A 22,606-nucleotide genomic window follows, 5' to 3' on the forward strand; every position below is an offset into this window, starting at 1 on the left:
CCACAGAATGGAGAACTGAACATGGCCGGAAACTCAGAGCGCCGCGGGGCCGTCCGCAAGGGCAGCTCGAAGAAGACCGCGAGCGCCGGCACGGGCGGCAAGAACCGTCGCTCGCTGGAGGGCCGCGGCCCGACGCCGAAGGCCGAGGACCGCGAGTACCACCCCGCGCACAAGGCGAAGATCGCGGCGGAGCGCCGGGCGGTCGCGGGCACCCGCGGGACGTCGGGCCGGCAGTCGGCCGGGGCCAGCCGCAGCGCCGCCGGGTCCAAGGGCGGCCGCAAGAGCTCGACGCACGAGATCGTCTCGGGCCGCAACAGCGTGGTCGAGGCGCTGCGGGCCGGCATCCCGGTGTCCACGGTGTACATCGCGTCGCGCCTCGAGGCCGACGACCGCACGCGCGAGATCATCAGCGTCGCGGGCAACTCGAACTACCCGCTGCTCGAGGTCAGCCGCGCCGAGCTGGACCGCCTCACCGACGGCTCCGTGCACCAGGGCGTCGCCATCCAGGTGCCCCCGTACGCGTACGCGGACGACGAGGACCTGCTCGACGCGGCGGCGGAGTCGGACCGGCCGGCCCTCATCGTCGCGCTGGACGGCGTCACCGACCCCCGCAACCTCGGCGCCGTGCTGCGGTCGGCCGGGGCGTTCGGCGCGCACGGCGTGCTCGTGCCCGAGCGGCGCGCGGCTGGCGTCACGGCGTCGGCCTGGAAGGTGTCCGCGGGTGCCGCGGCGCGCGTGCCGGTGGCCCGCGTGACCAACCTGGTGCGCACGCTGCAGGGGCTCAAGGCCGCGGGCGTGTTCGTCGTCGGGCTGGACGGCGGCGGCGACGTCGCGATCACCGACCTGCCGTACGCGACCGACCCGCTGGTGCTCGTCGTCGGCTCCGAGGGCAAGGGTCTGTCGCGCCTGGTCCGCGAGCAGTGCGACGCCATCGCGTCGATCCCGATCGCGTCGGCCGTCGAGTCGCTCAACGCCGGCGTGGCGGCCGGCATCGCGCTGTTCGAGGTGGCCCGCCAGCGCGCGGTCTAGCTCGGGGCGTCAGCCGATGATCTGGTCGTCGGTCACGCGCGGGATCATGTCGGTGTCCGGGATCTCGCCCGCCTGCACGCCGAGGATCGCCTGCTCGTCGGGCCGCGAGGGCAGGATGTTCTTCACGTAGCTCTTCGCGGCGTGCTTCATGGGCACGTCGTGGCCCTGCTGCTCGGACAGGTACCAGCGGTGGTCCAGCAGCTCGTGGTAGATCTGCGCGGGCTCGAGCTTGCCGCGCAGGTCGCGCGGGACGCTGCGGACCGCCGGCTCGAAGATCTCGGTGAGCCAGTCGTGCGCCACGAACGACTCGTCGTCGCGCTGCCGGTCGGTGGCGGCGCGGAACTCGTCGAGGTCGTTGAGCAGGCGGCGGGCCTGGTTCTCCTGCACGTCGAGGCCGGTGAGCCGCATGAGCCGGCGCGAGTGGTGCCCGGCGTCCACCACCTTGGGCTGGATGCGCACGCTGGTGCCGTCGACGTCGGTGGTGATGTCGAGCTCGCCCACGTCGAAGCCCAGGTCGTTCAGGCGGTCGATGCGGGCCTGCACGCGCCAGCGGTCGCCGAACGTGAACGACTCGGACTCGGTCAGCGCGCGCCACAGCTCGCCGTACCGCTCGGCCAGCGCGTCGCCGATGGCCACGGCGTCGACGTCCTCCTCGAGGAACTCGCCGGCCTGCAGGTCCATGAGCTCGCCGATGATGTTGACGCGCGCGACCTCGAGGTCGTACCCGCGCTGCCCGTCGGAGAGCCGGTCGTGCAGGTCGCCCGTCTCGGCGTCGACCAGGTAGGCCGCGAAGGTCTCGGCGTCGCGCCGGAACAGGGTGTTGGACAGCGAGACGTCGCCCCAGTAGAAGCCGACCAGGTGCAGGCGGACCAGCAGCACGGCGAGCGCGTCGATGAGGCGGGTCGCGGTGTCCGGGCGCAGCGACTGGCTGAACAGCGCGCGGTAGGGGAGCGAGAACTGCAGGTGCTGGGTGATGAGCACGGCCTCGAGCGGCTCGCCGTCGGGGTCGCGGCGGCCGGTGATGACGCCGACGGGCTCGACCGACGGGACGTCGAGCCGGCGCAGCTGGCGCAGCAGCTCGTACTCCCGGTAGGCCACCGTCTCGCCGATCTCCTTGACGGCGATGACCCGACCGGACATCTTGGCGAACCGCACGATGTGCCGCGAGATGCCGCGGGGCAGGGCGGCGAGCGTCTCGGGCGGCCACTCCTCGAGCGGGATGTGCCACGGCAGGTCGAGCAGCGCGGGGTCGGGCGAGGCCGCGGTGATCTGCAGGCGCTGCGACATCGGGCTCATGCCTCGATCCTCTCAGAGAACGCGCACGGCCCCTCGCCGGAGACCCACAGGCGGGCGCCGGCCCACGACGAACAGGGCGGCCCCGGCCGAGGCCGGGACCGCCCTGTCAGGGTCGTGCTGGGTCAGACGGCGATGCGCTCGCCGTTGCCCGCGTGGAACAGGTGCGTCTCGCCCTCGCGGAGCTTGATGAAGATGGTCTCGCCCTTGCCGGGCACCTGGCGCGGGTCGACGCGCACGATGACCTGCGCGTCGCCGGCACCGGAGTGCACGGCGTCGGCGCGACCGAACTCGTTGGTGAGCGAGCCGTAGACGAACGCGTCCGAGCCCAGCTCCTCGACGATGTTCACGATGATCGGGATGCCGTCCGCCGTGCCCTCGGGCACGACGTCGACCGACTCGGGACGGAAGCCGACCGTGATGTGGTTCTTGTCGTCCTCGGTGAACTGGCCGATGACCGAGCGCGGCACGGCGACCCGGGCCCGGCCCAGGTTGGCGACGCCGTCGAGCACCGGGAACGTCCCGATGTTCATGGCCGGCGAGCCGATGAAGCCGGCGACGAAGACGTTGGCCGGGGTGTCGTACATGTCGCGCGGGGTGCCGACCTGCTGCAGGAGGCCGTCCTTGAGGACCGCGATGCGGTCGCCCATGGTCAGGGCCTCGGTCTGGTCGTGCGTGACGTAGACGGTGGTGACACCGAGACGACGCTGCAGCGACGCGATCTGCGTGCGGGTCTGGACGCGGAGCTTGGCGTCGAGGTTCGACAGCGGCTCGTCCATGAGGAACACCTGGGGCGAACGCACGATGGCGCGGCCCATGGCGACGCGCTGACGCTGGCCACCCGAGAGGGCCTTCGGCTTGCGGTCGAGGTACTGGGAGAGGTCGAGGATCTTGGCGGCCTCCTCGACGCGCTGCCGGATCTCCGCCTTCGGCGTGCCGGCGATCTTGAGCGCGAAGCCCATGTTGTCGGCGACCGTCATGTGCGGGTACAGCGCGTAGTTCTGGAAGACCATCGCGATGTCGCGGTCCTTCGGCTGGACGTCCGTGACGTCGCGGTCGCCGATGAGGATGCGGCCCGAGTTGACGTCCTCGAGGCCCGCGAGCATGCGGAGCGACGTGGACTTGCCACAACCGGAGGGGCCGACGAGGACGAGGAACTCGCCGTCCTCGATGTGGAGGTCGAGCGAGTCGACAGCGGGGCGCTCAGTGCCCGGGTAGACCCGGGAGGCCTTGTCGAAAGTGACCGTTGCCATGGCTGATCAATCCCTTCACCGGCAGGTACGTGCCGGACGATCCGTAGTGAAGAGTGTCAAGAGTGTCCTCGATGACACGGGCCGCGAAGGAATGGATTCCTCCGGTGGCCCGCGGTCATCATGCCATACCGGTGTGGACCGTCCACACCACGGTGTGACCAAGCACACGGTCAGCCCACGACGATGCCCGACCCGTCGAGGAACCGGATGAGCAGGCGCCCGGCGTACTCGCTGACCTGGTCGACGCCGCCCGGGTCGCGGGAGAGCAGGCGCGCGACGTCGGCGGCGCGCGCCGGGCTGCCGTCGGCCAGATCGAGGCCGCGCAGGGTCTGGTTGGCCGTGACGACGATGACCAGCGTCCCGTCCGTACCCAGGTAGACGGGGGTGGAGCCGATGCGCGCGCGCCACCGGACGTCGCCGGTGCGGGCGTCCTGGGCGAGGATCTCGGTGCCGTGCGCGACGTACACGACGCCGTCGACCAGGATCGGGTCGCCCGAGGTCCCCTCGGTGCGCCAGAGCTCGTCGCCGGTGGTGGCGTCCCGGGCGACGAGCGCGTTGCCGTCCCGTCGGCGGCGGCCGTCGGTGCCGTCGGACAGCAGGACGACGTCGGGGGCGGACCCGTCGTCGACGGCGGGCGTCGCCGGCATCTCGCCGACCGCCACGCGCGAGCCGTCCCGGGTGACCAGGACCGCCGCAGGGACGGCAACTGGCCGCCACGGCGACCACACCAGGGTGTCGGCGCGCGCCAGCTCGGCCCAGCCGTCCGCCGCGACCGTGACGTCACCGCGCGGGGACCCGTCGCCGCCGAAGAGCCAGGCGTGGCCGCTGTCGGTGAGCAGGACCCGGCCGTCGTCGCTGGTCAGCTCGGCCTCGGAGCGGATCACGTCGGAGCCCACGTGCACCTCGTGGACGGAGGGCACCACGGGCGTCGTCCGGCGCCAGGCCACCGACCCCGTGGTGGGGTCGGTCGCGGTCAGGGTCCACCGCACGCCCCCGCCGTCGTCGGTCACGGGCTTGGCGACGACCAGGTGCCGGCCCGTCACCGACCAGAGCGAGCCGGGCTCGACCACCGGCGACGCCAGCACCGTGCCGCGGGTCGGGTCCAGCACCAGCAGGGGCGTCGCGGCGCCGGCGGCCGGCACGGGGGACACCTCGGCGCCGCAGACGGCACGGGCGTCGTGGGTGGGCGCGAGCGCGGTGCAGCGGACCCACACCGAGGGGAACTCGGAGCGCCCGGCAGCGGGCAGCGCGGCGTCGAGCGAGAACGGGACCGACCACAGGACGCGTCCGGTGTCCGGGTCGGTGCCGCGCAGGTCGACCCCGCCCGAGTGGTACCGGGCGCCGATGGCCCACCGGCCGGCCGTGTCGCCGGCCACCAGCGAGCCGGCGGTCGGCGCCCACTGCCAGAGCTCGCCGAGCGGGTCGTGCAGCGGGCTGAGCACGCCGGGGACGTCCGCGAGGTACGCCAGGCGCTCACGCTCGTGCGTGTCGATGGCGGACTGCGCGCCGAGCAGACCGAGCGCGACCACCGCGGCCGCCCCCGCCACCGACAGCGCGTGCGTCCGCAGCCACGCCAGCAGGACCGACGGGGCCTCTCCGTCGTCGACACCGTCCGCGTCGTCGAGCTCGACGGGTGCCAGGTGCACGGTGTGCAGGGTCATCGCTCACCCCAGGGCCGCGAGGGCACCCGTGTCCATCCACACGAAGAGCCGCGGGTCGTGCCAGCCCGACTGGAAGCCCTGCACGTAGACCGGCGACCGGTCGCCGGCGACCTCGTTCATGAGGTCCTTCTTCCAGACGAGCCCGCCGTCGCGCAGCGAGTACGCCTCGAGCGTCGCGGCCAGGCCCGGCACGAGCAGGTAGCGGCCGTCGGTGCTGACCTGCTGGACCACGCGGTCGACGGGCGTGCTCCACCGCTGGTCCCCGGTGGTGGCGTCGTAGGCCCGCAGGGAGTCGTCGAACGCGATGTAGAGGACGCCGTCGAGCAGCAGGCCCGCGGTGATCGTGCCGTCCAGGTGCCAGAGCCGCTTCCCCGTGGCCGCCGACCAGCCGGAGAGGCCGTCGGCGCCGCTGGGCCCCTGGCCGACGGTGAAGACGACGCCGGGTGCGGACCCGTCGTCGACCGAGAGGTAGGCGGTGGTCTCCTCGATCGGGACCGTGCGGCCGTCCTGGAGCAGCAGGCTCCCGTGGTCGAGCCCGCCCGACGTCCACGTGCTCTGCAGGAACGCCCCCGAGCGGGCGGGCTCGACCCAGCCGCCGGGGTCGAGGGCCACGTGGCGCACGAGCTCGCCGTGCGAGGTGAGGATCCACGCGTGGCCGTCGACGGCGACGAGGACCCGGTCGCCGGCGACCTGGATGGACGCCGATCCCGTGGCGTTCGAGGCCTGGGGCCCGTCCTCGCGGCCGGGGACGTCCACGGCGGGCGACGTCCAGGTCCAGCTGGTCCGGCCGGTGACCAGGTCGGTCGCGGTGGTGGCCCAGCGGACCGACGAGGCGTCCGCCTTCGCTGGTGTGCCGTCGGTCGCCTCGCGCTGCGCGACCACGAGCGCGTCGTCCACCACCCCGAACCCGCCGTCGCCGGGGATCGTGCGCGTGGCCAGGACGGAGCCGTCGGCGGGGTCGACCACCCACACGGACGCGTCGGGATTGCCCTGGCCGCCGTCGCCGGGCTGCTGGGCGACGCAGAGGGCGACCGACGAGTCGCCGTGCGGCACCGCCGAGCAGGTCACCCAGAGCGAGCCGCCCCCGTCCGAGGTGGCGGGCGCGGGCTGGTCCACGGCCGTGGTCCACGTGGTCGCGCCGGTGTCCGGGTCCAGCCCGACGAGCGACAGCACGCCCGCCTGGTCCTGCAGGCCGCCTACGAGGGTGCCGTCGACCACCGCGCCCGTCTGGACGGCGCGGGCGAGCAGCGGGTCGGCGCGCCACACCACGCCGATGGAGGGGTCGGCCGGCGGCACGACGCCGGGGATCGCCGCGAGCGCGGCCAGCCGCGCCGACTCGCGATGGTTCACCACGAGCTGCGTGGTGACGAGCGCGAGGACGAGCCCGGCGGACACCGGGACGAGCCAGCGGGCGTGCCGGCGCAGCCAGCCCCGCGCGGCCAGGAGGTGCTGGTCGGCGTCGGTCCGGTCCGGGGCGTCCGCGTCGTCGTCGAGCTCGACGTCGACGTGCGACGACGGGGCGGCGGGTCGCGAGGCCGAACGGGATCGCTCGGGCTCGTCCGGGGCCTCGACGAGCTCGACCTGGTGCATCCGGCCGGACATGAGGCGACGCTACGCCTGCGCCCCGCGACCGACCAGCAGCGCGGTCAGAGGGCGTCGGCGAGGACGGCCAGGGCGGCCACCATCTGGTCTGGCCCGTCCACCCGGAACTGTGCCGCCGTGTCGCCCGGCCCGACCTTCACGGTGAGGTCGTCGGCGTGGAGGGCCTCGAACGCGTGCTCGTCGGTGACGTCGTCGCCCGCGTAGAGCACCACCGGTGCGGCCAGCTCGTCGCGCAGCGCGCGCAGCGCGTCGCCCTTGCTGGCCGTGAGCACCGAGATCTCGACCACGTCCTTGCCGTGCAGCACGCCCGAGCCCAGCCGCTCCCCGAGGGCGATCGCCTCCTGCTCGGCCGGCTCGGCCACCGCGTCCTCGGCGAGCCGCGTGTGCACGACGACGGCGGTCGGCTTGGTCTCCACCCAGACGCCGTCGCGACCCCGCGTGATCCTGGCCGCCTCGGCGCCGAGCGACGCCAGCCGGTCGGCCTGCTCGTCACTCAGCTGGACCACGTCCCGGTCCAGCCCCCACGTGGTCACGCGCGCCCGCTCGGCGCCGTGGCTTCCGATGAGGAACGTGCCGGCCGGCACCTGGGCCAGCGTGTGCAGGTCGTTCATCGACCGCCCGGAGACGAGCGCGAGCGAGACGCCGTCCGTGCCGGCCAGGCGGGCGAGCACGTCGACGCCGGCCGGGAGGATGCGCGACGCCGCGGGGTCGTCCTGCAGGGGCGCCAGGGTGCCGTCGAAGTCGAGGGCCACCAGCAGCGGCCGGCGGGCGGGGTCCGCGGCCACCGCGAGCAGGGCGGCGTCGAGGTCAGCCACGCTCGGCTCGCACGGGCACCGCGTTGAGGGCCGCGAGGAAGTCCTCCGACCAGGCGACCACGTCGTGCCCGAGCACCCGTCGGCGCAGTCGGCGCATGCGTTTGCGGGACTCGCGCGCGTCCAGGTGCACCGCGTACGTGATCGCGTCCTTCATCCCGTCGATGTCGTGCGGGTTCACCAGCACCGCTCCCGTCAGCTCGTCGGCCGCCCCCGTGAACTCGGAGAGCACCAGGGCGCCCCGGTCGTCGGACCGCGCCGCCACGTACTCCTTGGCCACCAGGTTCATGCCGTCGCGCAGCGCCGTGACCAGCATGACGTCCGCGGCGAGGTACAGGGCGGCCATCTCCTCCATGGGGAACGACTGGTGCAGGTACTGCACCGGCGCGTGACCCACCTGGCCGTAGTCGCCGTTGATGCGGCCGACCAGCAGCTCCACGTCATCGCGCAGGGTCTGGTAGGCGCCCACGTTCTCGCGGCTCGGGCTGGCCACCTGGACGAGCGTGGTGCTCTGGGGCGACAGCCGCTCCTCGGAGAGCAGCTCGCCGTACGCCTTGATCCGGTGCCGGATGCCCTTGGTGTAGTCGAGGCGGTCGACGCCCAGCAGCAGGTACTCGGGGTCGCCGAGCTCGCGACGGATCTGCTGCGCGCGCTCGCGGACGGCGTCGGTGCGCGCCAGCTCGTCGAACGCGTGCGAGTCGATCGAGATGGGGAACGCCGCCGCGCGCACGTGCCGCCCGGGCTCGCCGTGCTTGGACAGCGTGACCATCTGCCCGCGCGTGGTGAGGTCCGTCAGCCGACGCACCACGCGGACGAAGTTGGCGGCGTCGCCCGCCCGCTGGAAGCCCACCAGGTCGGCCCCGAGCAGCCCCTCGACCACCTGCACGCGCCACGGCAGCTGCGCGAACAGCTCCAGCGGGGGGAACGGGATGTGGTGGAAGTAGCCGATCCGCAGGTCGGGGCGCAGCTCGCGCAGCAGCTTGGGGACCAGCTGCAGCTGGTAGTCGTGCACCCACACGGTCGCGCCCTGGGCCGCCCGGTCGGCCGTGGCCTGGGCGAACCGCTGGTTGACCTTCTGGTACGACTCCCACCACTGCCGGTGGAACGCCGGCGGCTCGATGACGTCGTGGTAGAGCGGCCAGAGGGTGTCGTTGGAGAACCCCTCGTAGAACCGCTCGAGGTCGTCCTCGGAGAGCATGACCGGGATCAGCTCCGTGCCGTCCACGTCGAACGGGTCGAGCTCGAGGTCGGGCGAGCCGCCCCAGCCCACCCAGGCGCCGGACGTGCTGGCCATCACCGGCGCCAAGGCCGTCACCAGGCCGCCGGGCGACCGGGTCCAGGTGGGCTCGCCGTCCTCGCCCAGGCTCACGTCGACGGGCAGACGGTTCGCGACGACGACGAAGTCGTAGCCGTGCGCGGGCGCGTCGGAAGGCAACAGATCAGCTCCTCGGGTCTCCTCGACCCTATCTGTGCAGGCGGCGCCGCGACGGTCGGACGGCGCGTGACGGGCAGTCCGCGCGTTGGCAGGCGGGGCGCGCGGGGGTCCCGCTACGGTGCGGAGATGGAGCGGATCGGCTTGGCACCGGGGTCGGAGATCGGCGGATACACCGTCGTCGCGCCCCTCGGTTCGGGGGGCATGGGCACGGTCTACCGCGCGGTCGACGGGGGCGGGGACCCGGTCGCGCTCAAGATGCTGCACCCGCACATCGGGTCCGACGCGGTCGCCCGCGACCGGCTCCGCCGCGAGGTGCACGCCCTGCAGAAGCTGCGCCACCCGGGCGTCGCCGCGATCCTCGACGCCGAGGCGGACTCCACGGAGGCCTTCCTGGTGACCGAGCTGGTGGCCGGCGACAACCTCGAGGAGCACGTGCGCGAGCGGGGTCCGCTGGACGCCGACGAGCTGCTCGACCTGGCCGAGGGGCTGCGCGACGCGCTCGTCGCCGTGCACGGGGCCGGGGTGGTGCACCGCGACCTCAAGCCGTCGAACGTCATCGTCGGCGACGACGGACCCGTGCTCATCGACTTCGGCATCGCGCAGGCCGCCGACGACTCGCGCCTGACCGCCGAGGGCCTGGTCATCGGCACCCCGGGCTACCTGGCGCCCGAGCTGCTGGACGGTGCGGAGCCCGATGCCTCGTCCGACTTCTGGGGCTGGGCGGCGATCCTGGCGTTCGCCGCGACGGGTCGGGACCCGTTCGGCACCCGGCCGCTGGAGGCCGTGCTCGCGCGGGCGCGCTCGGGGGACGTGGACCTCGACGGGCTCGGACCGCTGACGGCCGCGGCCCTCCGGCGCGCGCTCGCGCCGGCCGCGGCGGACCGCACCTCGCCGGACGACGTCGTCGCGGCGCTCACCCTCGTGGCGGCGGAGGGCGAGCCGATCGCCGACGAGACCGAGACGACCGTGCTCGTCGCCGACGACAACGTCGGGACCACCGTGCTGCCCGCGGGCCCCCTGACGGCCGCCGCGGCGGCGTCCGCCGCGCCGGTGCTCGTGGCGAACGACGGCCGCACGCGCCCGTTCGACCCGGCCGACGCGGCCGTCGGTGGCGACGGCGACGACTGGGAGGACGAGGACCCCGACGGCGTCGACTGGATCAACGAGGACCTCGACGCGTCCGAGGAGCCCGAGCCCGAGGGGTCCGGGTACGAGCGCCCGCCCGCGCGTCGGCGCTGGGGCACCCTGCTGGCCGCCGGCCTCCTGCTCGGCTCCGCGGGCGCGTTGTACCCGGGCGTCACGCTCGTCGTCTTCACGATCCTCGTCATCGTCGTGCGCACCGTGGGGTCGACCGTCGAGGCCATGTACGGGCGGCGGGAACGGGCCGGGGTGCGTCGCTCGGACTCGGCGGTCGCGCTGGCCACCAGCCCGTGGCACCTGCTGCGCTCGCTCGTCGGGCTGGTGCCGTCGCTCGTGGTCGGTGCCAGCGTGGTCGTCATCCTGCTCGGGGTGTCCTGGTGGCTCATCGGCGACGGCCGCTGGGTGGTGGGCGACTCCCCGTCGGGCCAGGAGCCGCAGGGGCTGACCGCGTCGATCCTGGTCGGGTCGATCGTGCTGCTCGGCGCGGCCGTCGTCTGGTGGGGTCCGCTCTCGCTGATGACCCGCATCGGCGCCCGGCGCGTGCTCGCCGTGGTCGCGCCGGGCCGGACGGGGGCGCTCGTCGCGACCGTCGTGCTGCTGGCGGCGTCGGCCGTGTGCATCGCGCAGATCCTGTCGGGCGCGCCCATCACCTGGGCGCCCCTGCCCACCCCCGTCCTGCCCTGACCTCCGGGGGTCCGCCGGGCGCGGACACCGTGATCCTCAGCCGCGACCCCTACGCTGTGCGGCATGACCGCGCGACGAGGGCCGCACCTGGCCGCCTCGCGCCTGTCCCCGGTCGCCGCGCTGGCGGTCACCGGCCTCGCCGCGGCCGTCGCCGCGCAGGGACGCGTCCTGCTGCACGACTGCGTCGCCGCCGGCGGGGTGCTCGGCCCGCTCGGCCTGCGGCTGTCGGTGCTGAGTGACGCCGCCGACTGCCCCGACGGGTCGTACGGCCTGGGCGGCGTGTCGCAGGGCGCCGTCGTGCTGCTCAGCATCGCGGTCCCCGTCGCGGCCCTCTACCTGACGCTCGCCGCCTGCGGCATCGGCCTGACCGCCCTGCTCGTGCGGGCGTCCCGGCAGGTCCGGCAGCTTCTGCGCCGGGCGCTGCCCGGCCTGCGCGGGACGGTCTCCGCGCCGCCGGTCGCCCGTCGGGTGCGCCAGGTCCTGCCCGTCTCCGCGGTGTCGTGGACGGAGCGGGTGCTGCTCGGCAGCATCGCGCGGCGTGGCCCGCCCGCGGTCGCCTGACCGCCCGCCCACCCCACCTTCTCGTCCGACCCAGGAGCACCCATGCCCACCAACGACCCGCGTCCCACCAAGGCGGTGCGCCGCGAGGAGGCCCGCCTCAAGGCGGCCCAGATGCGCAAGGAGCAGGAGCGCAAGGCCAAGCGGAACCGCATCCTCGCGATCAGCGGTCTCGCCGTCGCCGTCGTCGCGCTCATCGCCGTCGCCTTCCTGATCATCAACCAGAACAAGGCCAACGTGGCCGCCAACTCCGACGTCGTGTACGGCGGCGACTCCGCCAACGTCGTGGCCCCCGCGCTCGCGGACGTCACGGCACCCGCGCCCGCCACCGACAACGGCGGCATCCCCGTCAGCGGGGACACCGCCGACGACGTCGGCGTGGTCGGCGACGGCGACGTCACCCTGACCATCTACTTCGACTTCATGTGCCCCATCTGCGGGCAGTTCGAGGAGATCAACGGCGACGACATCGCCACCCTCCTCGCCGACGGCGGCACCACCGTCGAGTACCACCCGATCTCGTTCCTCGACTCCAAGTCGGCGGGCACCTCGTACTCGACCCGCGCCGCCAACGCCGCGGCCATCGTCGCCGACAAGGCTCCGGCGCAGTTCGCCGCGTTCGTGTCCGCCATGTACAAGGACCAGCCGGCCGAGGGCTCGGCGGGCCGGACCGATGCGGAGATCGCCAAGATCGCCACCGACCTCGGCGTCCCGCAGGACGTGGCCGACTCGTTCACCGACACGGTGAACGGCTCCTACACGACCAAGACCGGTGACGTCGAGGCCTCGCAGGACGGCACGTGGCGCACCATGGCCCCGTGGGTCGCCGCGGCGACCAACCAGATGAGCACCGACATCGGCAAGATCTCCACGCCGACCGTGCTGATCAACGGCCAGGACTTCGGCGGCGCCTGGCAGACCCCGGGCGCCCTGCTCCAGGCCGTGCAGGCCGCGCAGGGCTCCTAGCGGCCACGGATGACCGGGCGCTCCTCGCGAGGGGCGCCCGGTTATCCTGGGCGCGCCCGCCTCCTTAGCTCAGTCGGCCAGAGCACCTGTCTTGTAAACAGGGGGTCATCGGTTCGAATCCGATAGGGGGCTCATGAGTCCGACCACCGCACAGCTGGTCGTGCGGTTCGGCGAGCCGTTCCTCGCGCGCTACCTGGCCGAGCACGGGACGGCGTCCCCGCTGGGTCTGTGGCTGCTGCTGGCGCTCGTGGCGCCGCTCGCCGACGGCCCCGCCCGTGCGGAGCTCGAGGACGTGCTGGGAACCGACGCCGACGACGCCGCGCGCCGGGCGGGCGAGCTCGTAGCCGGCCCGCACCCCGCCGTCGCGTCCGCGCTCGCCGTGTGGGCGCAGCAGGCGCTGCTCGACAGGGACCGGTTCGACGCCTGGGCGGCCGCGCTCCCGCCCGCCGCGGAGGCGGGCCCGGTGCCGTCGCGGGCCGACGCGGACCGGTGGGTGGCCGCGCACACGAACGACCTGGTCCGGTCGTTCCCGGTCCGGGTCGACGCCGCCACGGCGCTGGTCCTGGTGAGCGCCCTGGCGACGCGGGTGAGCTGGCTCGAGCCGTTCGACGAGGTCGGCGCCGCACGCCTCGGCGGCGAGTTCGGCGCCCGCGTGACGACGGCGCTGCAGGCCTCGCCGGGGCGGCACGAGTCGTACCTGGCGCAGACGCAGGCGGCGGGCCTCGTCGGCGTGCAGGTGGCCGGCTCGTCCGACGGCCTGCGGGTGTTCTCGGTGATCGCCGCCCCCGAGGTCGCGCCGGCGGACGTCCACGGCGCGGCGGGGGAGATCGCGCAGGGGCTCGCGCGCCGAGCCTCCCTCTTCGACGTCCCCCTCGGTCCCGGGCACGCCTGGGAGGTGACCGAGGCGGCCGAGCAGGGTCACGGCGGCCCTGCGCTCCGGGAGTCCGTCGGCGCCGTCCTCCCCGCGTGGGACGCGGAGTCGAGCCTCGACCTGGCCGGCGCCGAGGGGATGGCGGCGGCGTTCGCGACGCTCGGTCGGCTCCTGCGGCCCGAGTACCGGCCCGGGCGGTTCCAGGCGCGCCAGGTCACCGTCGCGGCGTTCAGCCGCGAGGGGTTCGAGGCCGCCTCGGTGACGGCCGTCGCGATGCGGGCCGGCTCGGCGCCCGAGCCGGTCGTCGTCCGGCACCGCCGCGCGACGATCCGGTTCCAGCGCCCCTACGCCGTGCTCGCGGTGGCGACCGGCAGCGTGCCGGACGTGGCCCGCGGGTGGGGGTCCGTCGACCTCGGCGTGCCGGCCTGGGAGGGCGTCCCGGTGTTCGGCGCCTGGGTGGCGCGGCCGCGTCCCTGACCCGTCACTCGACCCGTAGGTCCAGCCCCATCGCCTCGACGATCACCACGGCCTGCGGCAGCGTGATGATCGCGCCCTCGAGCTTGACGGTCGGCGGGTCGATGCCCGCGAGGTCGCTGCCGCGCAGGTCGCAGCCCGACAGGTCGGCCAGGTGCAGCCACGCCCCGGCCAGGTCGCAGTCGCGCAGCGTGCCGCGGGCGGCACGCACCCCGGTCAGGTCGGCCTCGCGCAGCCGGACCCCGGTGAACCGTGCGGAGTGCAGGTCGGCGCCGGGCAGGCCGACGAACGACCAGTTGCCACCCTCGACCACCGTGAGGTCGAACGTGCACCCGTCGAACATCGAGCCGATCAGCTTGCACCGCTCGAACCGCACGTCGAAGAAGTTGGAGCGGTGGAACGTGCAGTTCATGAACGCGGCGTCGGTGTGCACGGAGGCGTTGAACTTGGCGTGCCGGAACACGCACTCCTCGAACACCGCGCCGGTGCCGGACGCCTCGGTGAGGTCGAGGTCGACGAACTCGACGTTGCGGAACACCTCGCCCGACAGGTCGCGGGCGTACCAGTCCTCGCCCCGCACGGTCGTCGTGGTGGGGGGAGCGGCCTCGCCGCCGCGTCGCTCGGCCATGGCCCGATCATGGCGCACGACCACCGGGCGCGTCGCGCAAGCGGTCGACCGGGTGAAAGTGCACCGCCGGCGGGGCGGGGGAGGAACCGGACGAGTCAGACGGCCGGGCCGGTCTCCTCCAGCAGCCGCAGGGCGGCGCTGACCCGCGGGTTGCGCTGCGGGTCGCTGTCGATCCCGAGGGTCGCGTACATCCCGTTGACGTGATTCTGTACGGACTTCTCGGTGATCCCGAGCCGGTCGCCGATGCCCGCGTTGGACAGCCCCGCGGCCAGCAGGCGGAGCACCTCGTACTGCCGGTCGGTGAGCCGGGCGACCGCCGACCCGGCGCGCGGCGTCATGCGCGCCAGCAGCGCGGGATCGAGCACGGTCTCGCCGACGGAGGCCGCGCGCACGGCGTTGACCAGCACTTCCTCGCTCGTCGACGACGTCTTCGAGAGGTACCCCCACCCGGCGGCCACGTCGGCCGGCAGGTCGAGCAGCAGGTCCATCGCGTCGTGCGCGGACAGCAGCAGGATGCCCAGCGTCGGCATCCGGCGCCGCAGCGTGACGCCGAGCGCGATGCCGTTCCCGTCGGGCAGGTCGATGTCGAGGATGACGCAGTCGACCAGGCCAGGGCGCAGCAGGCGCATGGCCTCGGTGGCCGTGCCGACCGCCGCGACCACGTGCAGACCGGGCGTGCCGGCGAGCGTGTGCTCGAGCATGGAGCGGAACAGCGGCTGGTCCTCGACGACGGCGACGCGGAGGGAACTGGTGGCGGGAACACTCATCGCCGCCAGTATCGTCTGCGGCTGGGTTCGCCGCGCGCTACGCGCCGGGTGACCATGTGTGCACACCACGACTGCGACGAAGGAGGCGGGATGACGACGTCGTCGACCGACTCCGCCGCGGCGCTCGCCACCCGCCGGGACGACCTCTCGCGCGACCGCATCACCCTGCTGCGCGGGACCGCCATCATCGCGCTCGGCTACGGCGTGGGTGCCGCGCTGCAGTCGACGTACGTGTACGCCAGCTACATCCCCGACTGGGCCTACGTCTCGATCTGGGCCCGGCTCGGCGCGAACGCCATCGCGGTCGTCGTGCTGGTCGGCGTCCTGGCCCTGATCCAGGCGCACCGTGCCACCCGCCTCTGGGTCATGATCGGGTACGTCGTCCTCGCGGCGGCCGTCGCGTCGACCGTGCGGTTCGGGGCGCAGCTCGCGTTCGGCGTCCACGCCGACGCGTCGGACCCGGCGCGGGACGCGGAGCTGATCAGTGGATTCGTCCTCGGCGCGGTCTCGGGGTTCATCGGCATGTGGGCGATGGCGACGCGCCGGACCGCGCGGGTCCGGACCCGCGCCGCCGCGCGCGACGCGGTGCACGTCGAGCTCGCCGTCAAGGCGCTCGAGCAGGAGGAGATCCGGGTCCGCCGCGCGGTCGCCGAGGGCCTGCACGGCACGCTGCAGTCGAAGCTCGTGCTGGTCGACGCCCGGCTCGAGGACGTCCTCGTGCACACCGCCGACGGCGGTCTGACCCGTGAGGACGTCGAGTCGCTCGGCTGGGTGCGCGCCCAGCTGGCGGAGGCCCGCGAGACCGACGTGCGGGAGATGAGCCGGCTGCTCTACCCGGACCGCATCGAGCTCGGCGTGGTGCCGGCGGTGCGCGCGCTGCTCGGACGCCTCCCCTCCAGCATCGCGACCCGCCTCACCGTCAGCGACGCCGTCCGGCGCCTCGACGACCCCACCGGCTGCTCCCTGACCGTGAGCGAGCGGCTGCTGGCCGTCCGCGTGGTCGAGGAGGCCGTGACCAACGCGCTCAAGCACGGTCCCGCCTCCTCGGTCGTCGTCACCCTCGACGTCGAGGACGACGTGCTCCACGTGGGTGTCGAGAACGACGGCCAGCTCTACGACCCGTCGAGCGCCGGCCTGCCCTCGGGCACCGCCCGCCTGGGCACCCGGCTGTCCTTCGTGGGCGGCCGCCTGGCGATCTCGCCGGGCCGCGAGAAGGGCGCCCGCCTGGAGGCGTGGCTGCCGCTGGGGGCCGGAGCCGAGTAGGACGCCTGTCCACGTTGACGGATGGGCCGTATTTGTGCGGGGTGAAAGAAGCTCGCAATCCGGGCGGCCGGGGTGCTGCCACCCAGACTTGGACGAGTGTCCATGCCGATGACACCTACGTTCGCGGACGACCGCCTCTCGGCGTGTCTCCGTGAGCGGGTCTCGGTGAGGTGCCGATTCCCCGCACCGTCCCGATCAGGAGATCACCATGGCTTCCACGAAGTCCACGAACGACGTCATCGCCCAGGACGCCCCGGAGCGCAAGAAGCGCAAGCGCGCCGCGATCATCAAGTTCAGCTTCGCCGGCGCGGCCCTGCTGGGCATCGGCGCGGCCGCCACGTCGGCGGCCTGGACCGACGACGCGTGGTTCAGCGCCGCGGCCACCACGCCGACCATCCAGCTGCAGGGTGGCACCGGCACCCCCGTCGTGTGGGCCGACGCCGACACCTCGGCCACCGCGATCGTCATCCCGTCCTCGGCGTTCCTCAACCTGGAGCCCGGCGTCGCCCGCCAGTACACGGTCAACCTGAAGAACCTCAGCACGGTCCCGCTGATCGTGGCCGCCCCGACGGTCACCACCTCCGGTGCGATCTTCACCGGCGCCAACCCGGCCGTCGTCACCACGACCGGCGCGCCGGGCACGCTGGCCGCCTTGACCGGCACGGCCACCGTGACCGTCACGGTGACCCCGCCGCTGGCCTGGAACGGCTCGGCCACCTACCAGGGCAAGGCCGGCGCGATCACCCTGCAGTTCCAGGGCGCCTCGTCCTGACCCGGCGTCTGACGCGGGCCGGGCACCGTCCGACGGTGTCCGGCCCGCGCCGGAGCTGAGGCAACCATGCGCATCATTCGCACCGCAGGAAACGTCGTCCTCTGGGCCCTCGCCGTCGTCGGGGTCGCCAGCGTGCTGGTCTGGGGCGCCACCGCCCTCGGACTCATCAAGCCGCTGATCGTCGTCTCCGGTTCCATGGAGCCGGGGATCATGACCGGTGACCTGCTCATCGACGTGCCGCACGACACCGGGGACCTCGCCGTCGGTGAGGTGGCTTCGTTGCACAGCGACGTCACCGGCAAGACCGTCACGCACCGGGTCGTCGCCATCGAGCAGCTCGCGAACGGCACGTGGCAGGCAACGATGAAGGGCGACGCGAACCCCTCCGAGGACGCCGAGCCCTACGTCGTCGGTGCCCAGGCGTGGCAGCCCGCACTGCAGCTGCCCGGCTGGGGACGCGCGATCGTCACGCTCACCAAGCGGACCGTGGCCATCCCGCTCGCCGTCACCCTCCTGGCCTTCCTCGGCCTCACCTTTCTGTCCTCCGACCCGTCACGGCCGCGTCCGGTCGACGACGACGAGGAGCCCGCCCTCACCGGATCGAGCGTCGCGCCACCCTCATGATCACCAGACTGCGCAGCGGGTCCGCGCTCAGCATCGCCCTCGGGGCTGTGCTGGCGCTTGCCTGCGTGGTCTGCGGCGCCGCCGGCGCCGGAGCTGCCGCACTGCCCCGCACCGCAGGGATGACGTTCACCTTCGAGAACCTGTTCCCCGACCGGACCGTGACCCAGTCGCGCGTCCTCGACGTCCCCACCGACTCGTCGATCACCACCGTGCGGCTGCGCGAGGGCGGGCCGGCCGGCGGTGTCGCCTGGGTCGCCAGCCTGTGCCCCGCGTCAGGCTCGTGCGTCCCGCTCATCGACGGCGGGACCGGCATCTTGGTGCCGACCGGCCGGTACGCGCTGACCGTCTCGGCGACGGCGCGCACCCTCGTCCCCGGCGAGACCGCCTCGCTCGAGGGGCACGTGGTCCTGGTCGAGACGGGCGGCCGCCTTGCCTCCACCGGGGCGGACCTGGTCTGGCCGCTCCTCGCCGCCGCGGTGGCGCTGCTCGGCGGCGGGATGTTCCTCGTCGCCCTGTCGCGCCGTCGTGATCGCCAGGACCCGACGCCCGATCGTGGGGCGGCGTCGTGCTGAACCGGCTGCGCGTGCGGGTGTCCGCGGCCCTGGTCGCGGCCGCCGCCCTCCTGCTGCTCGCGTGGACCGCCGTGGGGCCGACGTCGGCCGCCTGGAACGATCAGGCGAACCTGAGTGCCCAGGCGACCTCCACCCTCTGGCTCGTGCAGATCACCGACCAGCACGGCAAGTGCCTGGACGTCCGCAACCGGACGTGGGCCGACGCCAACGTCGTGCAGATCTACACGTGCAACCAGACCCCGGCCCAGAAGTGGCTGATCATGAGCGACGGCACGATCCGGGCGAACGGGTGGTGCCTCGCCGTCCCCGGCAGCTCGACCGTGAACGGCACCGGTCTGCAGATCAAGACGTGCACCGCGGGCGCCAACATGCGCTGGACCGTCGACCGGTCGAAGACCACGGCACCGTGGCTGCGGCTGCGCTCCGCCCTGTCGTGGACGCCGAGCACGGCCGCCGGAGGCTGCGTGCTCGTTCCCGGGGGGACCACGACCGACACCACCCAGGTGCAGATCTCGACGTGCACCTACCCGAACGCCAACCAGGACTGGCAGCTCACCTCCTGGGACTGGCCGGACGCGGCATGAGCGAGCACAGCGGCACCGGACGTCGACGTGCCCTGACCGCCGTCGTCGGACTCGTGCTCACGGCGCTCGCCGGCCTCGTGTCGACCGAGCCGACGTCGGCCGCGTGGACCAACGACGTGCACGTCACGGCCGTGGCGACGACGGCGACCTGGAGCACCGGCACGACGTCCTGCACCGTGGTGCACCTCGTCGGCACGGTGGAGACGGTGACCGCCGGAGCGACCTGTGCGGTCAGCGGCGTGAAGATGCAGGCGGCCGGCTGGTGGGGCACCGCACCCTCGCGGCAGACGAACCTCGACATCACCTTCACGTCGACCGGCGCGGCGTATCCCGACTACTTCCGGTTCACGGTCGACCTGAGCACGACGCCCGGCCTGCCGAACGGCTGGGTCTGGTCGACCTCGGGCACCGGCGTCGGCAACCTCGTCGTCCGGTCGGCGTGCAGCGCGCTGCCCTCGCTGACCGCGACCTCGCCCACCACCTGGGGTCCGCCCACGACGCTGTACACGCCGCTCTACGAGAACCGCGCCGGGAACACGGCGTCCTGCCTCTGACCGTGGCCGCTCAGTCCAGCGGCGACAGCTCCGGCCGCTTCGGCGTGCGCTCGTCGCCCGACGACTTCCCGCGCAGGCGGCGGGTCGCCCACGGGTAGACGTGCTCGCGCACCCAGGCGGCGTCCTCGCGGGCCTTCTGCATCCGCGGCGTGGGCGGCAGGGGGGTCAGCGGGTCGTCCCAGCCGGCGTCGTCGGGCTCCAGGCCGAGGCCGACCAGGGCCGCCTGGGCCACCCGGGCGTGGCCGTCGGTGGTGAGGTGGATGCGGTCCTCGGCCCACATGCGCCAGTCCCGCAGGCTGCGCATGCCCCAGAGGTCGACGATGTAGGCGCCGTGCCGCCGGGCCATCGACCAGATGAGCGCGTCGAAGATGGCGACCCGGCTGCGGGTGGCCTTGACCAGCGGGCTGTCGGCGGCGTCGACCCCGGTGCCCAGCAGCACGTCGACCCCGGCCGTCCGCAGCCGCACGACGGCCGCCTCCAGGTTGCGCGCCATGCGGTCGACGTCGGCGGTGGGCCGCAGGATGTCGTTGCCGCCGCCGACCAGGCTCACGAGGTCGGGCTTGAGCGCGAGCGCCGCGGGGACCTGCTCGACCAGGATCGGCTTGAGCAGCCGCCCGCGGATGGCCAGGTTCGCGTATTGCAGCGGCTCCTCGCCGGCGGCGGTGCGGCGCGCGGACAGGTGGGCGGCCAGCAGGTCGGCCCAGCCGCGCTGCGGCGCCTCGCGGCCGTCGGGGTCGTCCCAGAGGCCCTCGGTGAACGAGTCGCCGATGGCGACGTAGCGGGACCAGCGGGGGATCGAGGAAGTCACGGACACATTGTTGCTCAGGTCAGCGACCAGTCCACCGGAGCGGCCCCCTGGGCCACGAGGAGCTCGTTGACGCGCGAGAACGGCCGGGACCCGAAGAACCCGCGGCTCGCCGACAGGGGGCTCGGGTGCACGCTCTCCACGGTCGGCACCGACCCGAGCGCGGGCTTGAGCGACTGCGCGTCCCGGCCCCAGAGCACCGCGACCAGCGGGCCGCCGCGCTCGACGAGGGCCGCGATGGCCCGGTCGGTCACCGCCTCCCAGCCCTGCCGCCGGTGCGAGGCGGGCGCGCCCGGGCGCACGGTGAGCACCCTGTTCAGCAGCATGACGCCTTGGTCCGCCCACGGGGACAGGTCGCCGTTGCGGGGCGGCTCGACGCCGACGTCCGCGACGAGCTCGGTGAAGATGTTGGTCAGCGACCGCGGCAGCGGGCGGACGTCGGGCTGCACCGAGAACGAGAGCCCCATCGGGTGCCCCGGCGTCGGGTAGGGGTCCTGGCCGACGACGAGCACCCGCACGTCCGCCAGCGGCCGCCGGAACGCCCGGAGCACCGCGTCGCCGGCGGGCAGGTACTCGCGGCCGGCCGCGACCTCGTCGCGCAGGAACTGGCCGGCCGCGCGGATCTGCGGCTCGACGGGGGCGAGGGCGACGGCCCAGTCGGGCGCGACGAGCTGGTCCAGGGGCGCGGCGGTCACGCCCGCGAGGGTACCGAGCGCGCGCACCTGTAGGGCAGTCGTGCGGCACACGGGCGACGACGCGCCGACGGGAATGACACCCGTGTCATTACGGTCGTACGATGGCGGGCGTCGGACACCCCGGTCCTGACCAGGACTGCCGCGAGAGCACAGGAGGACGCATGGACGCCGCGACGATCGTCATCGGATCGCTCCCGCAGCCCAGCAGTGTCCACGGTGCCGCCACCTCCGGTCTCTCCGAGCGGGACGAGCAGGTGCTCGCCTTCGAGCGTCAGTGGTGGAAGTACGCGGGCGCCAAGGAGTCGGCCATCCGCGAGCTGTTCGACATGTCGGCCACGCGGTACTACCAGGTGCTCAACGCCCTGATCGACGACCCGGCGGCCCTCGCGCACGACCCGATGCTGATCAAGCGCCTGCGCCGCATGCGGTCCTCGCGCCAGCGCGCCCGCACGGCCCGCCGCCTCGGCGACGCCTGAAACCGGCGCGCGCGTCATCCCCGTACGTGACACGGCCCACCTCGGGGCCGGGCTGGGCGTGTTCGCACGGCCTGAGCCGTTAGCCTGTCCGGCGTGAGCAAGGCGGAGTACTCCTACCCCGAGGACGAGTTCGACGTCCCGTCGAACCCCGACGTCCCCCGCGGCGTGCATCGTGCACCCCGATCCGCGTGGAGCAGGTGGTGGCCGTTCCTGCTCGTGCTGGTGCTGGCACCGGCCCTGGCGTTCGTCCTGGTGAACCTCGCGGCGCGTGACGGCAACCTGCCCGCGCTCCCCGGCGCGTCCTCGCCCGCGTCCGACTCGAGCGGCACGCCCGACGACACCGCGAGCGACGGAGCCACGTCGCCGACGGACACCGCCACCGAGACCACGCCGGCCGACCAGCCGAGCGCGGCTGCGCCCGCGATGGACACCCCGGTCACCGTGCTCAACGCCGCGAAGATCAGCGGGCTGGCCGGCACGCAGGCCGAGAAGCTCACGGCCGCCGGCTTCACGGCCGTGACCACCGGCAACTTCACGGGCACCGCCCCCGCCGACTCGGTCGTGTACTACGCGACGGAGGACCTGAAGGCCACGGCCGACCTCGTCGCCGCCACGCTCGGTCTGACCACCGTCACGCTCTCGGCCGACGACGCCGGCACGGGCGTCTCCGTGGTGCTCACCAGCAAACCCGGCGCCTGACCCGGTCCCTCTTCCGGACCCGGGGCCCGGTCCGAGACGACCCTGGTCGGCCGCGGACCGCTCCCACTAGGCTCACGCGCACCAGGCGCCGGCGGAGCGCGTGGCACCGGACGTCGAGGAGCACGGGATGGCCCAGGGCATCGTGAAGTGGTTCAACGCGGAGAAGGGGTACGGCTTCATCACCCCGGCAGGGGGAGGCCAGGACCTCTTCGTGCATTTCAGCGCCATCCAGTCGGACGGCTACCGCTCCCTCGAGGAGGGGCAGGACGTCGAGTTCGAGGTGGGCCAGGGGACCAAGGGGCCGCAGGCCGAGCAGGTCCGCGGCCTCTGACGAGCCGGCCTCTGACGAGCCGGCCACTGACGCCGGACTCCGGGGCGCGAGCTGCTGA

At 73.8% G+C, this 22,606-nt stretch carries 24 protein-coding genes and 1 tRNA gene; 15 read left to right on the plus strand and 10 right to left on the minus strand.

From position 1 onward, the window contains the following. Positions 1 to 21 precede the first annotated feature (21 nt). The gene (gene rlmB, locus AB5970_RS02865; RefSeq protein WP_370502385.1) at positions 22 to 1,029 is read left to right on the plus strand and encodes a 23S rRNA (guanosine(2251)-2'-O)-methyltransferase RlmB; all 1,008 of its coding nucleotides are present in this window, start codon (positions 22 to 24) and stop codon (positions 1,027 to 1,029) included. A 9-nt stretch (positions 1,030 to 1,038) separates the two neighbouring features. Here the strand turns inward: rlmB and AB5970_RS02870 are convergent, their stop codons facing one another. The 6 genes from AB5970_RS02870 to AB5970_RS02895 all read right to left on the minus strand — a co-directional run bounded on the left by AB5970_RS02870 (position 1,039) and on the right by AB5970_RS02895 (position 9,085). Next, positions 1,039 to 2,325, minus strand: a complete 1,287-nt coding sequence (locus AB5970_RS02870) for a DUF4032 domain-containing protein (protein ID WP_370502386.1) — start codon at positions 2,323 to 2,325, stop codon at positions 1,039 to 1,041. 122 nt (positions 2,326 to 2,447) lie between these two features. Next, complete coding sequence (locus AB5970_RS02875) at positions 2,448 to 3,575, minus strand: ABC transporter ATP-binding protein (protein ID WP_370502387.1); 1,128 nt, start codon at positions 3,573 to 3,575, stop codon at positions 2,448 to 2,450. A 170-nt stretch (positions 3,576 to 3,745) separates the two neighbouring features. Beyond that, a complete protein-coding gene (locus AB5970_RS02880) occupies positions 3,746 to 5,236 on the minus strand; it encodes a PQQ-binding-like beta-propeller repeat protein (protein ID WP_370502388.1) in 1,491 nt (496 codons plus the stop codon). 3 nt (positions 5,237 to 5,239) lie between these two features. Further along, positions 5,240 to 6,838: a PQQ-binding-like beta-propeller repeat protein gene (locus tag AB5970_RS02885; protein ID WP_370502389.1), complete on the minus strand. Its 1,599-nt coding sequence runs from the start codon at positions 6,836 to 6,838 to the stop codon at positions 5,240 to 5,242. 44 nt (positions 6,839 to 6,882) lie between these two features. Further along, positions 6,883 to 7,653, minus strand: coding sequence for a trehalose-phosphatase (gene otsB / locus AB5970_RS02890; RefSeq protein WP_370502390.1), 771 nt, complete (start codon positions 7,651 to 7,653; stop codon positions 6,883 to 6,885). Further along, positions 7,646 to 9,085: an alpha,alpha-trehalose-phosphate synthase (UDP-forming) gene (locus AB5970_RS02895; RefSeq protein WP_370502391.1), complete on the minus strand. Its 1,440-nt coding sequence runs from the start codon at positions 9,083 to 9,085 to the stop codon at positions 7,646 to 7,648. Before AB5970_RS02895 ends, otsB begins: the two co-directional genes overlap by 8 nt. Before the next feature lie 126 nt (positions 9,086 to 9,211). On the opposite strand from AB5970_RS02895, the gene AB5970_RS02900 reads away from it, so the two are divergent. The 5 genes from AB5970_RS02900 to AB5970_RS02920 all read left to right on the plus strand — a co-directional run bounded on the left by AB5970_RS02900 (position 9,212) and on the right by AB5970_RS02920 (position 13,781). Beyond that, positions 9,212 to 10,909 carry a serine/threonine-protein kinase gene (locus AB5970_RS02900; protein WP_370502392.1) on the plus strand — a complete coding sequence of 566 codons (1,698 nt, stop codon included), beginning with the start codon at positions 9,212 to 9,214 and terminating at the stop codon, positions 10,907 to 10,909. A 63-nt stretch (positions 10,910 to 10,972) separates the two neighbouring features. Beyond that, positions 10,973 to 11,470: a hypothetical protein gene (locus AB5970_RS02905; protein WP_370502393.1), complete on the plus strand. Its 498-nt coding sequence runs from the start codon at positions 10,973 to 10,975 to the stop codon at positions 11,468 to 11,470. A 42-nt stretch (positions 11,471 to 11,512) separates the two neighbouring features. Further along, the gene (locus AB5970_RS02910; protein WP_370502394.1) at positions 11,513 to 12,433 is read left to right on the plus strand and encodes a DsbA family protein; all 921 of its coding nucleotides are present in this window, start codon (positions 11,513 to 11,515) and stop codon (positions 12,431 to 12,433) included. Between the two features lie 58 nt (positions 12,434 to 12,491). Next, a tRNA-Thr gene (locus AB5970_RS02915) sits at positions 12,492 to 12,565 on the plus strand. Between the two features lies 1 nt (position 12,566). Then, the gene (locus AB5970_RS02920) at positions 12,567 to 13,781 is read left to right on the plus strand and encodes a serpin family protein (RefSeq protein ID WP_370502395.1); all 1,215 of its coding nucleotides are present in this window, start codon (positions 12,567 to 12,569) and stop codon (positions 13,779 to 13,781) included. 4 nt (positions 13,782 to 13,785) lie between these two features. On the opposite strand, the gene AB5970_RS02925 is transcribed toward AB5970_RS02920, so the two are convergent. Together AB5970_RS02925 and AB5970_RS02930 are read right to left on the minus strand one after the other, a co-directional pair. After that, the gene (locus AB5970_RS02925; protein ID WP_370502396.1) at positions 13,786 to 14,406 is read right to left on the minus strand and encodes a pentapeptide repeat-containing protein; all 621 of its coding nucleotides are present in this window, start codon (positions 14,404 to 14,406) and stop codon (positions 13,786 to 13,788) included. A 95-nt stretch (positions 14,407 to 14,501) separates the two neighbouring features. After that, positions 14,502 to 15,173 (minus strand): response regulator, encoded by a 672-nt coding sequence (locus tag AB5970_RS02930; protein ID WP_370502397.1) that lies wholly within the window; start codon positions 15,171 to 15,173, stop codon positions 14,502 to 14,504. Between the two features lie 90 nt (positions 15,174 to 15,263). Between AB5970_RS02930 and AB5970_RS02935 the strand changes: the two genes are divergently transcribed. The 6 genes from AB5970_RS02935 (at position 15,264) to AB5970_RS02960 (ending at position 19,542) form a co-directional block, all read left to right on the plus strand. After that, a complete protein-coding gene (locus AB5970_RS02935) occupies positions 15,264 to 16,436 on the plus strand; it encodes a sensor histidine kinase (protein ID WP_370502398.1) in 1,173 nt (390 codons plus the stop codon). A 208-nt stretch (positions 16,437 to 16,644) separates the two neighbouring features. Then, complete coding sequence (locus tag AB5970_RS02940; RefSeq protein ID WP_370502399.1) at positions 16,645 to 17,208, plus strand: hypothetical protein; 564 nt, start codon at positions 16,645 to 16,647, stop codon at positions 17,206 to 17,208. A gap of 66 nt (positions 17,209 to 17,274) precedes the next feature. Further along, entirely contained in the window at positions 17,275 to 17,832 is a 558-nt protein-coding gene (locus AB5970_RS02945; RefSeq protein WP_370502400.1) for a signal peptidase I, read from the plus strand. Then, entirely contained in the window at positions 17,829 to 18,404 is a 576-nt protein-coding gene (locus AB5970_RS02950) for a hypothetical protein (protein ID WP_370502401.1), read from the plus strand. The genes AB5970_RS02945 and AB5970_RS02950 overlap by 4 nt, the downstream gene beginning before the upstream one ends. Beyond that, a complete protein-coding gene (locus AB5970_RS02955) occupies positions 18,398 to 18,988 on the plus strand; it encodes a ricin-type beta-trefoil lectin domain protein (protein ID WP_370502402.1) in 591 nt (196 codons plus the stop codon). Before AB5970_RS02950 ends, AB5970_RS02955 begins: the two co-directional genes overlap by 7 nt. After that, entirely contained in the window at positions 18,985 to 19,542 is a 558-nt protein-coding gene (locus AB5970_RS02960) for a hypothetical protein (RefSeq protein WP_370502403.1), read from the plus strand. Before AB5970_RS02955 ends, AB5970_RS02960 begins: the two co-directional genes overlap by 4 nt. Positions 19,543 to 19,552: 10 nt before the next feature. Here the strand turns inward: AB5970_RS02960 and AB5970_RS02965 are convergent, their stop codons facing one another. Both AB5970_RS02965 and AB5970_RS02970 read right to left on the minus strand, forming a co-directional pair. Then, a complete protein-coding gene (locus AB5970_RS02965) occupies positions 19,553 to 20,350 on the minus strand; it encodes an SGNH/GDSL hydrolase family protein (protein ID WP_370502404.1) in 798 nt (265 codons plus the stop codon). A gap of 14 nt (positions 20,351 to 20,364) precedes the next feature. Next, positions 20,365 to 21,042 carry a uracil-DNA glycosylase gene (locus AB5970_RS02970; protein ID WP_370502405.1) on the minus strand — a complete coding sequence of 226 codons (678 nt, stop codon included), beginning with the start codon at positions 21,040 to 21,042 and terminating at the stop codon, positions 20,365 to 20,367. Positions 21,043 to 21,203: 161 nt separating this feature from the next. Here AB5970_RS02970 and AB5970_RS02975 point away from each other — a divergent pair, with 161 nt between their 5' ends. The 3 genes from AB5970_RS02975 to AB5970_RS02985 all read left to right on the plus strand — a co-directional run bounded on the left by AB5970_RS02975 (position 21,204) and on the right by AB5970_RS02985 (position 22,548). Further along, complete coding sequence (locus AB5970_RS02975) at positions 21,204 to 21,518, plus strand: DUF3263 domain-containing protein (RefSeq protein WP_370502406.1); 315 nt, start codon at positions 21,204 to 21,206, stop codon at positions 21,516 to 21,518. Positions 21,519 to 21,611: 93 nt separating this feature from the next. Continuing rightward, entirely contained in the window at positions 21,612 to 22,217 is a 606-nt protein-coding gene (locus AB5970_RS02980; protein ID WP_370502407.1) for a LytR C-terminal domain-containing protein, read from the plus strand. 127 nt (positions 22,218 to 22,344) lie between these two features. After that, positions 22,345 to 22,548 carry a cold-shock protein gene (locus AB5970_RS02985; RefSeq protein ID WP_370502408.1) on the plus strand — a complete coding sequence of 68 codons (204 nt, stop codon included), beginning with the start codon at positions 22,345 to 22,347 and terminating at the stop codon, positions 22,546 to 22,548. Positions 22,549 to 22,606 lie beyond the last annotated feature (58 nt).

Origin of the sequence: Cellulomonas sp. ICMP 17802, assembly GCF_041295535.1 — a bacterium.
In the GTDB taxonomy this organism is placed as follows: Bacteria; Actinomycetota; Actinomycetes; order Actinomycetales; family Cellulomonadaceae; genus Cellulomonas.

Coding starts and splice junctions, on each gene's coding strand:
- rlmB (WP_370502385.1), top strand. CDS start 22: ATGGCCGGAAACTCAGAGCGCCGCGGGGCCGTCCGCAAGGGCAGCTCG.
- AB5970_RS02870 (WP_370502386.1), bottom strand. CDS start 2,325: ATGAGCCCGATGTCGCAGCGCCTGCAGATCACCGCGGCCTCGCCCGAC.
- AB5970_RS02875 (WP_370502387.1), bottom strand. CDS start 3,575: ATGGCAACGGTCACTTTCGACAAGGCCTCCCGGGTCTACCCGGGCACT.
- AB5970_RS02880 (WP_370502388.1), bottom strand. CDS start 5,236: ATGACCCTGCACACCGTGCACCTGGCACCCGTCGAGCTCGACGACGCG.
- AB5970_RS02885 (WP_370502389.1), bottom strand. CDS start 6,838: ATGTCCGGCCGGATGCACCAGGTCGAGCTCGTCGAGGCCCCGGACGAG.
- AB5970_RS02900 (WP_370502392.1), top strand. CDS start 9,212: ATGGAGCGGATCGGCTTGGCACCGGGGTCGGAGATCGGCGGATACACC.
- AB5970_RS02905 (WP_370502393.1), top strand. CDS start 10,973: ATGACCGCGCGACGAGGGCCGCACCTGGCCGCCTCGCGCCTGTCCCCG.
- AB5970_RS02910 (WP_370502394.1), top strand. CDS start 11,513: ATGCCCACCAACGACCCGCGTCCCACCAAGGCGGTGCGCCGCGAGGAG.
- AB5970_RS02920 (WP_370502395.1), top strand. CDS start 12,567: ATGAGTCCGACCACCGCACAGCTGGTCGTGCGGTTCGGCGAGCCGTTC.
- AB5970_RS02925 (WP_370502396.1), bottom strand. CDS start 14,406: ATGGCCGAGCGACGCGGCGGCGAGGCCGCTCCCCCCACCACGACGACC.
- AB5970_RS02930 (WP_370502397.1), bottom strand. CDS start 15,173: ATGAGTGTTCCCGCCACCAGTTCCCTCCGCGTCGCCGTCGTCGAGGAC.
- AB5970_RS02935 (WP_370502398.1), top strand. CDS start 15,264: ATGACGACGTCGTCGACCGACTCCGCCGCGGCGCTCGCCACCCGCCGG.
- AB5970_RS02940 (WP_370502399.1), top strand. CDS start 16,645: ATGGCTTCCACGAAGTCCACGAACGACGTCATCGCCCAGGACGCCCCG.
- AB5970_RS02945 (WP_370502400.1), top strand. CDS start 17,275: ATGCGCATCATTCGCACCGCAGGAAACGTCGTCCTCTGGGCCCTCGCC.
- AB5970_RS02950 (WP_370502401.1), top strand. CDS start 17,829: ATGATCACCAGACTGCGCAGCGGGTCCGCGCTCAGCATCGCCCTCGGG.
- AB5970_RS02960 (WP_370502403.1), top strand. CDS start 18,985: ATGAGCGAGCACAGCGGCACCGGACGTCGACGTGCCCTGACCGCCGTC.
- AB5970_RS02975 (WP_370502406.1), top strand. CDS start 21,204: ATGGACGCCGCGACGATCGTCATCGGATCGCTCCCGCAGCCCAGCAGT.
- AB5970_RS02985 (WP_370502408.1), top strand. CDS start 22,345: ATGGCCCAGGGCATCGTGAAGTGGTTCAACGCGGAGAAGGGGTACGGC.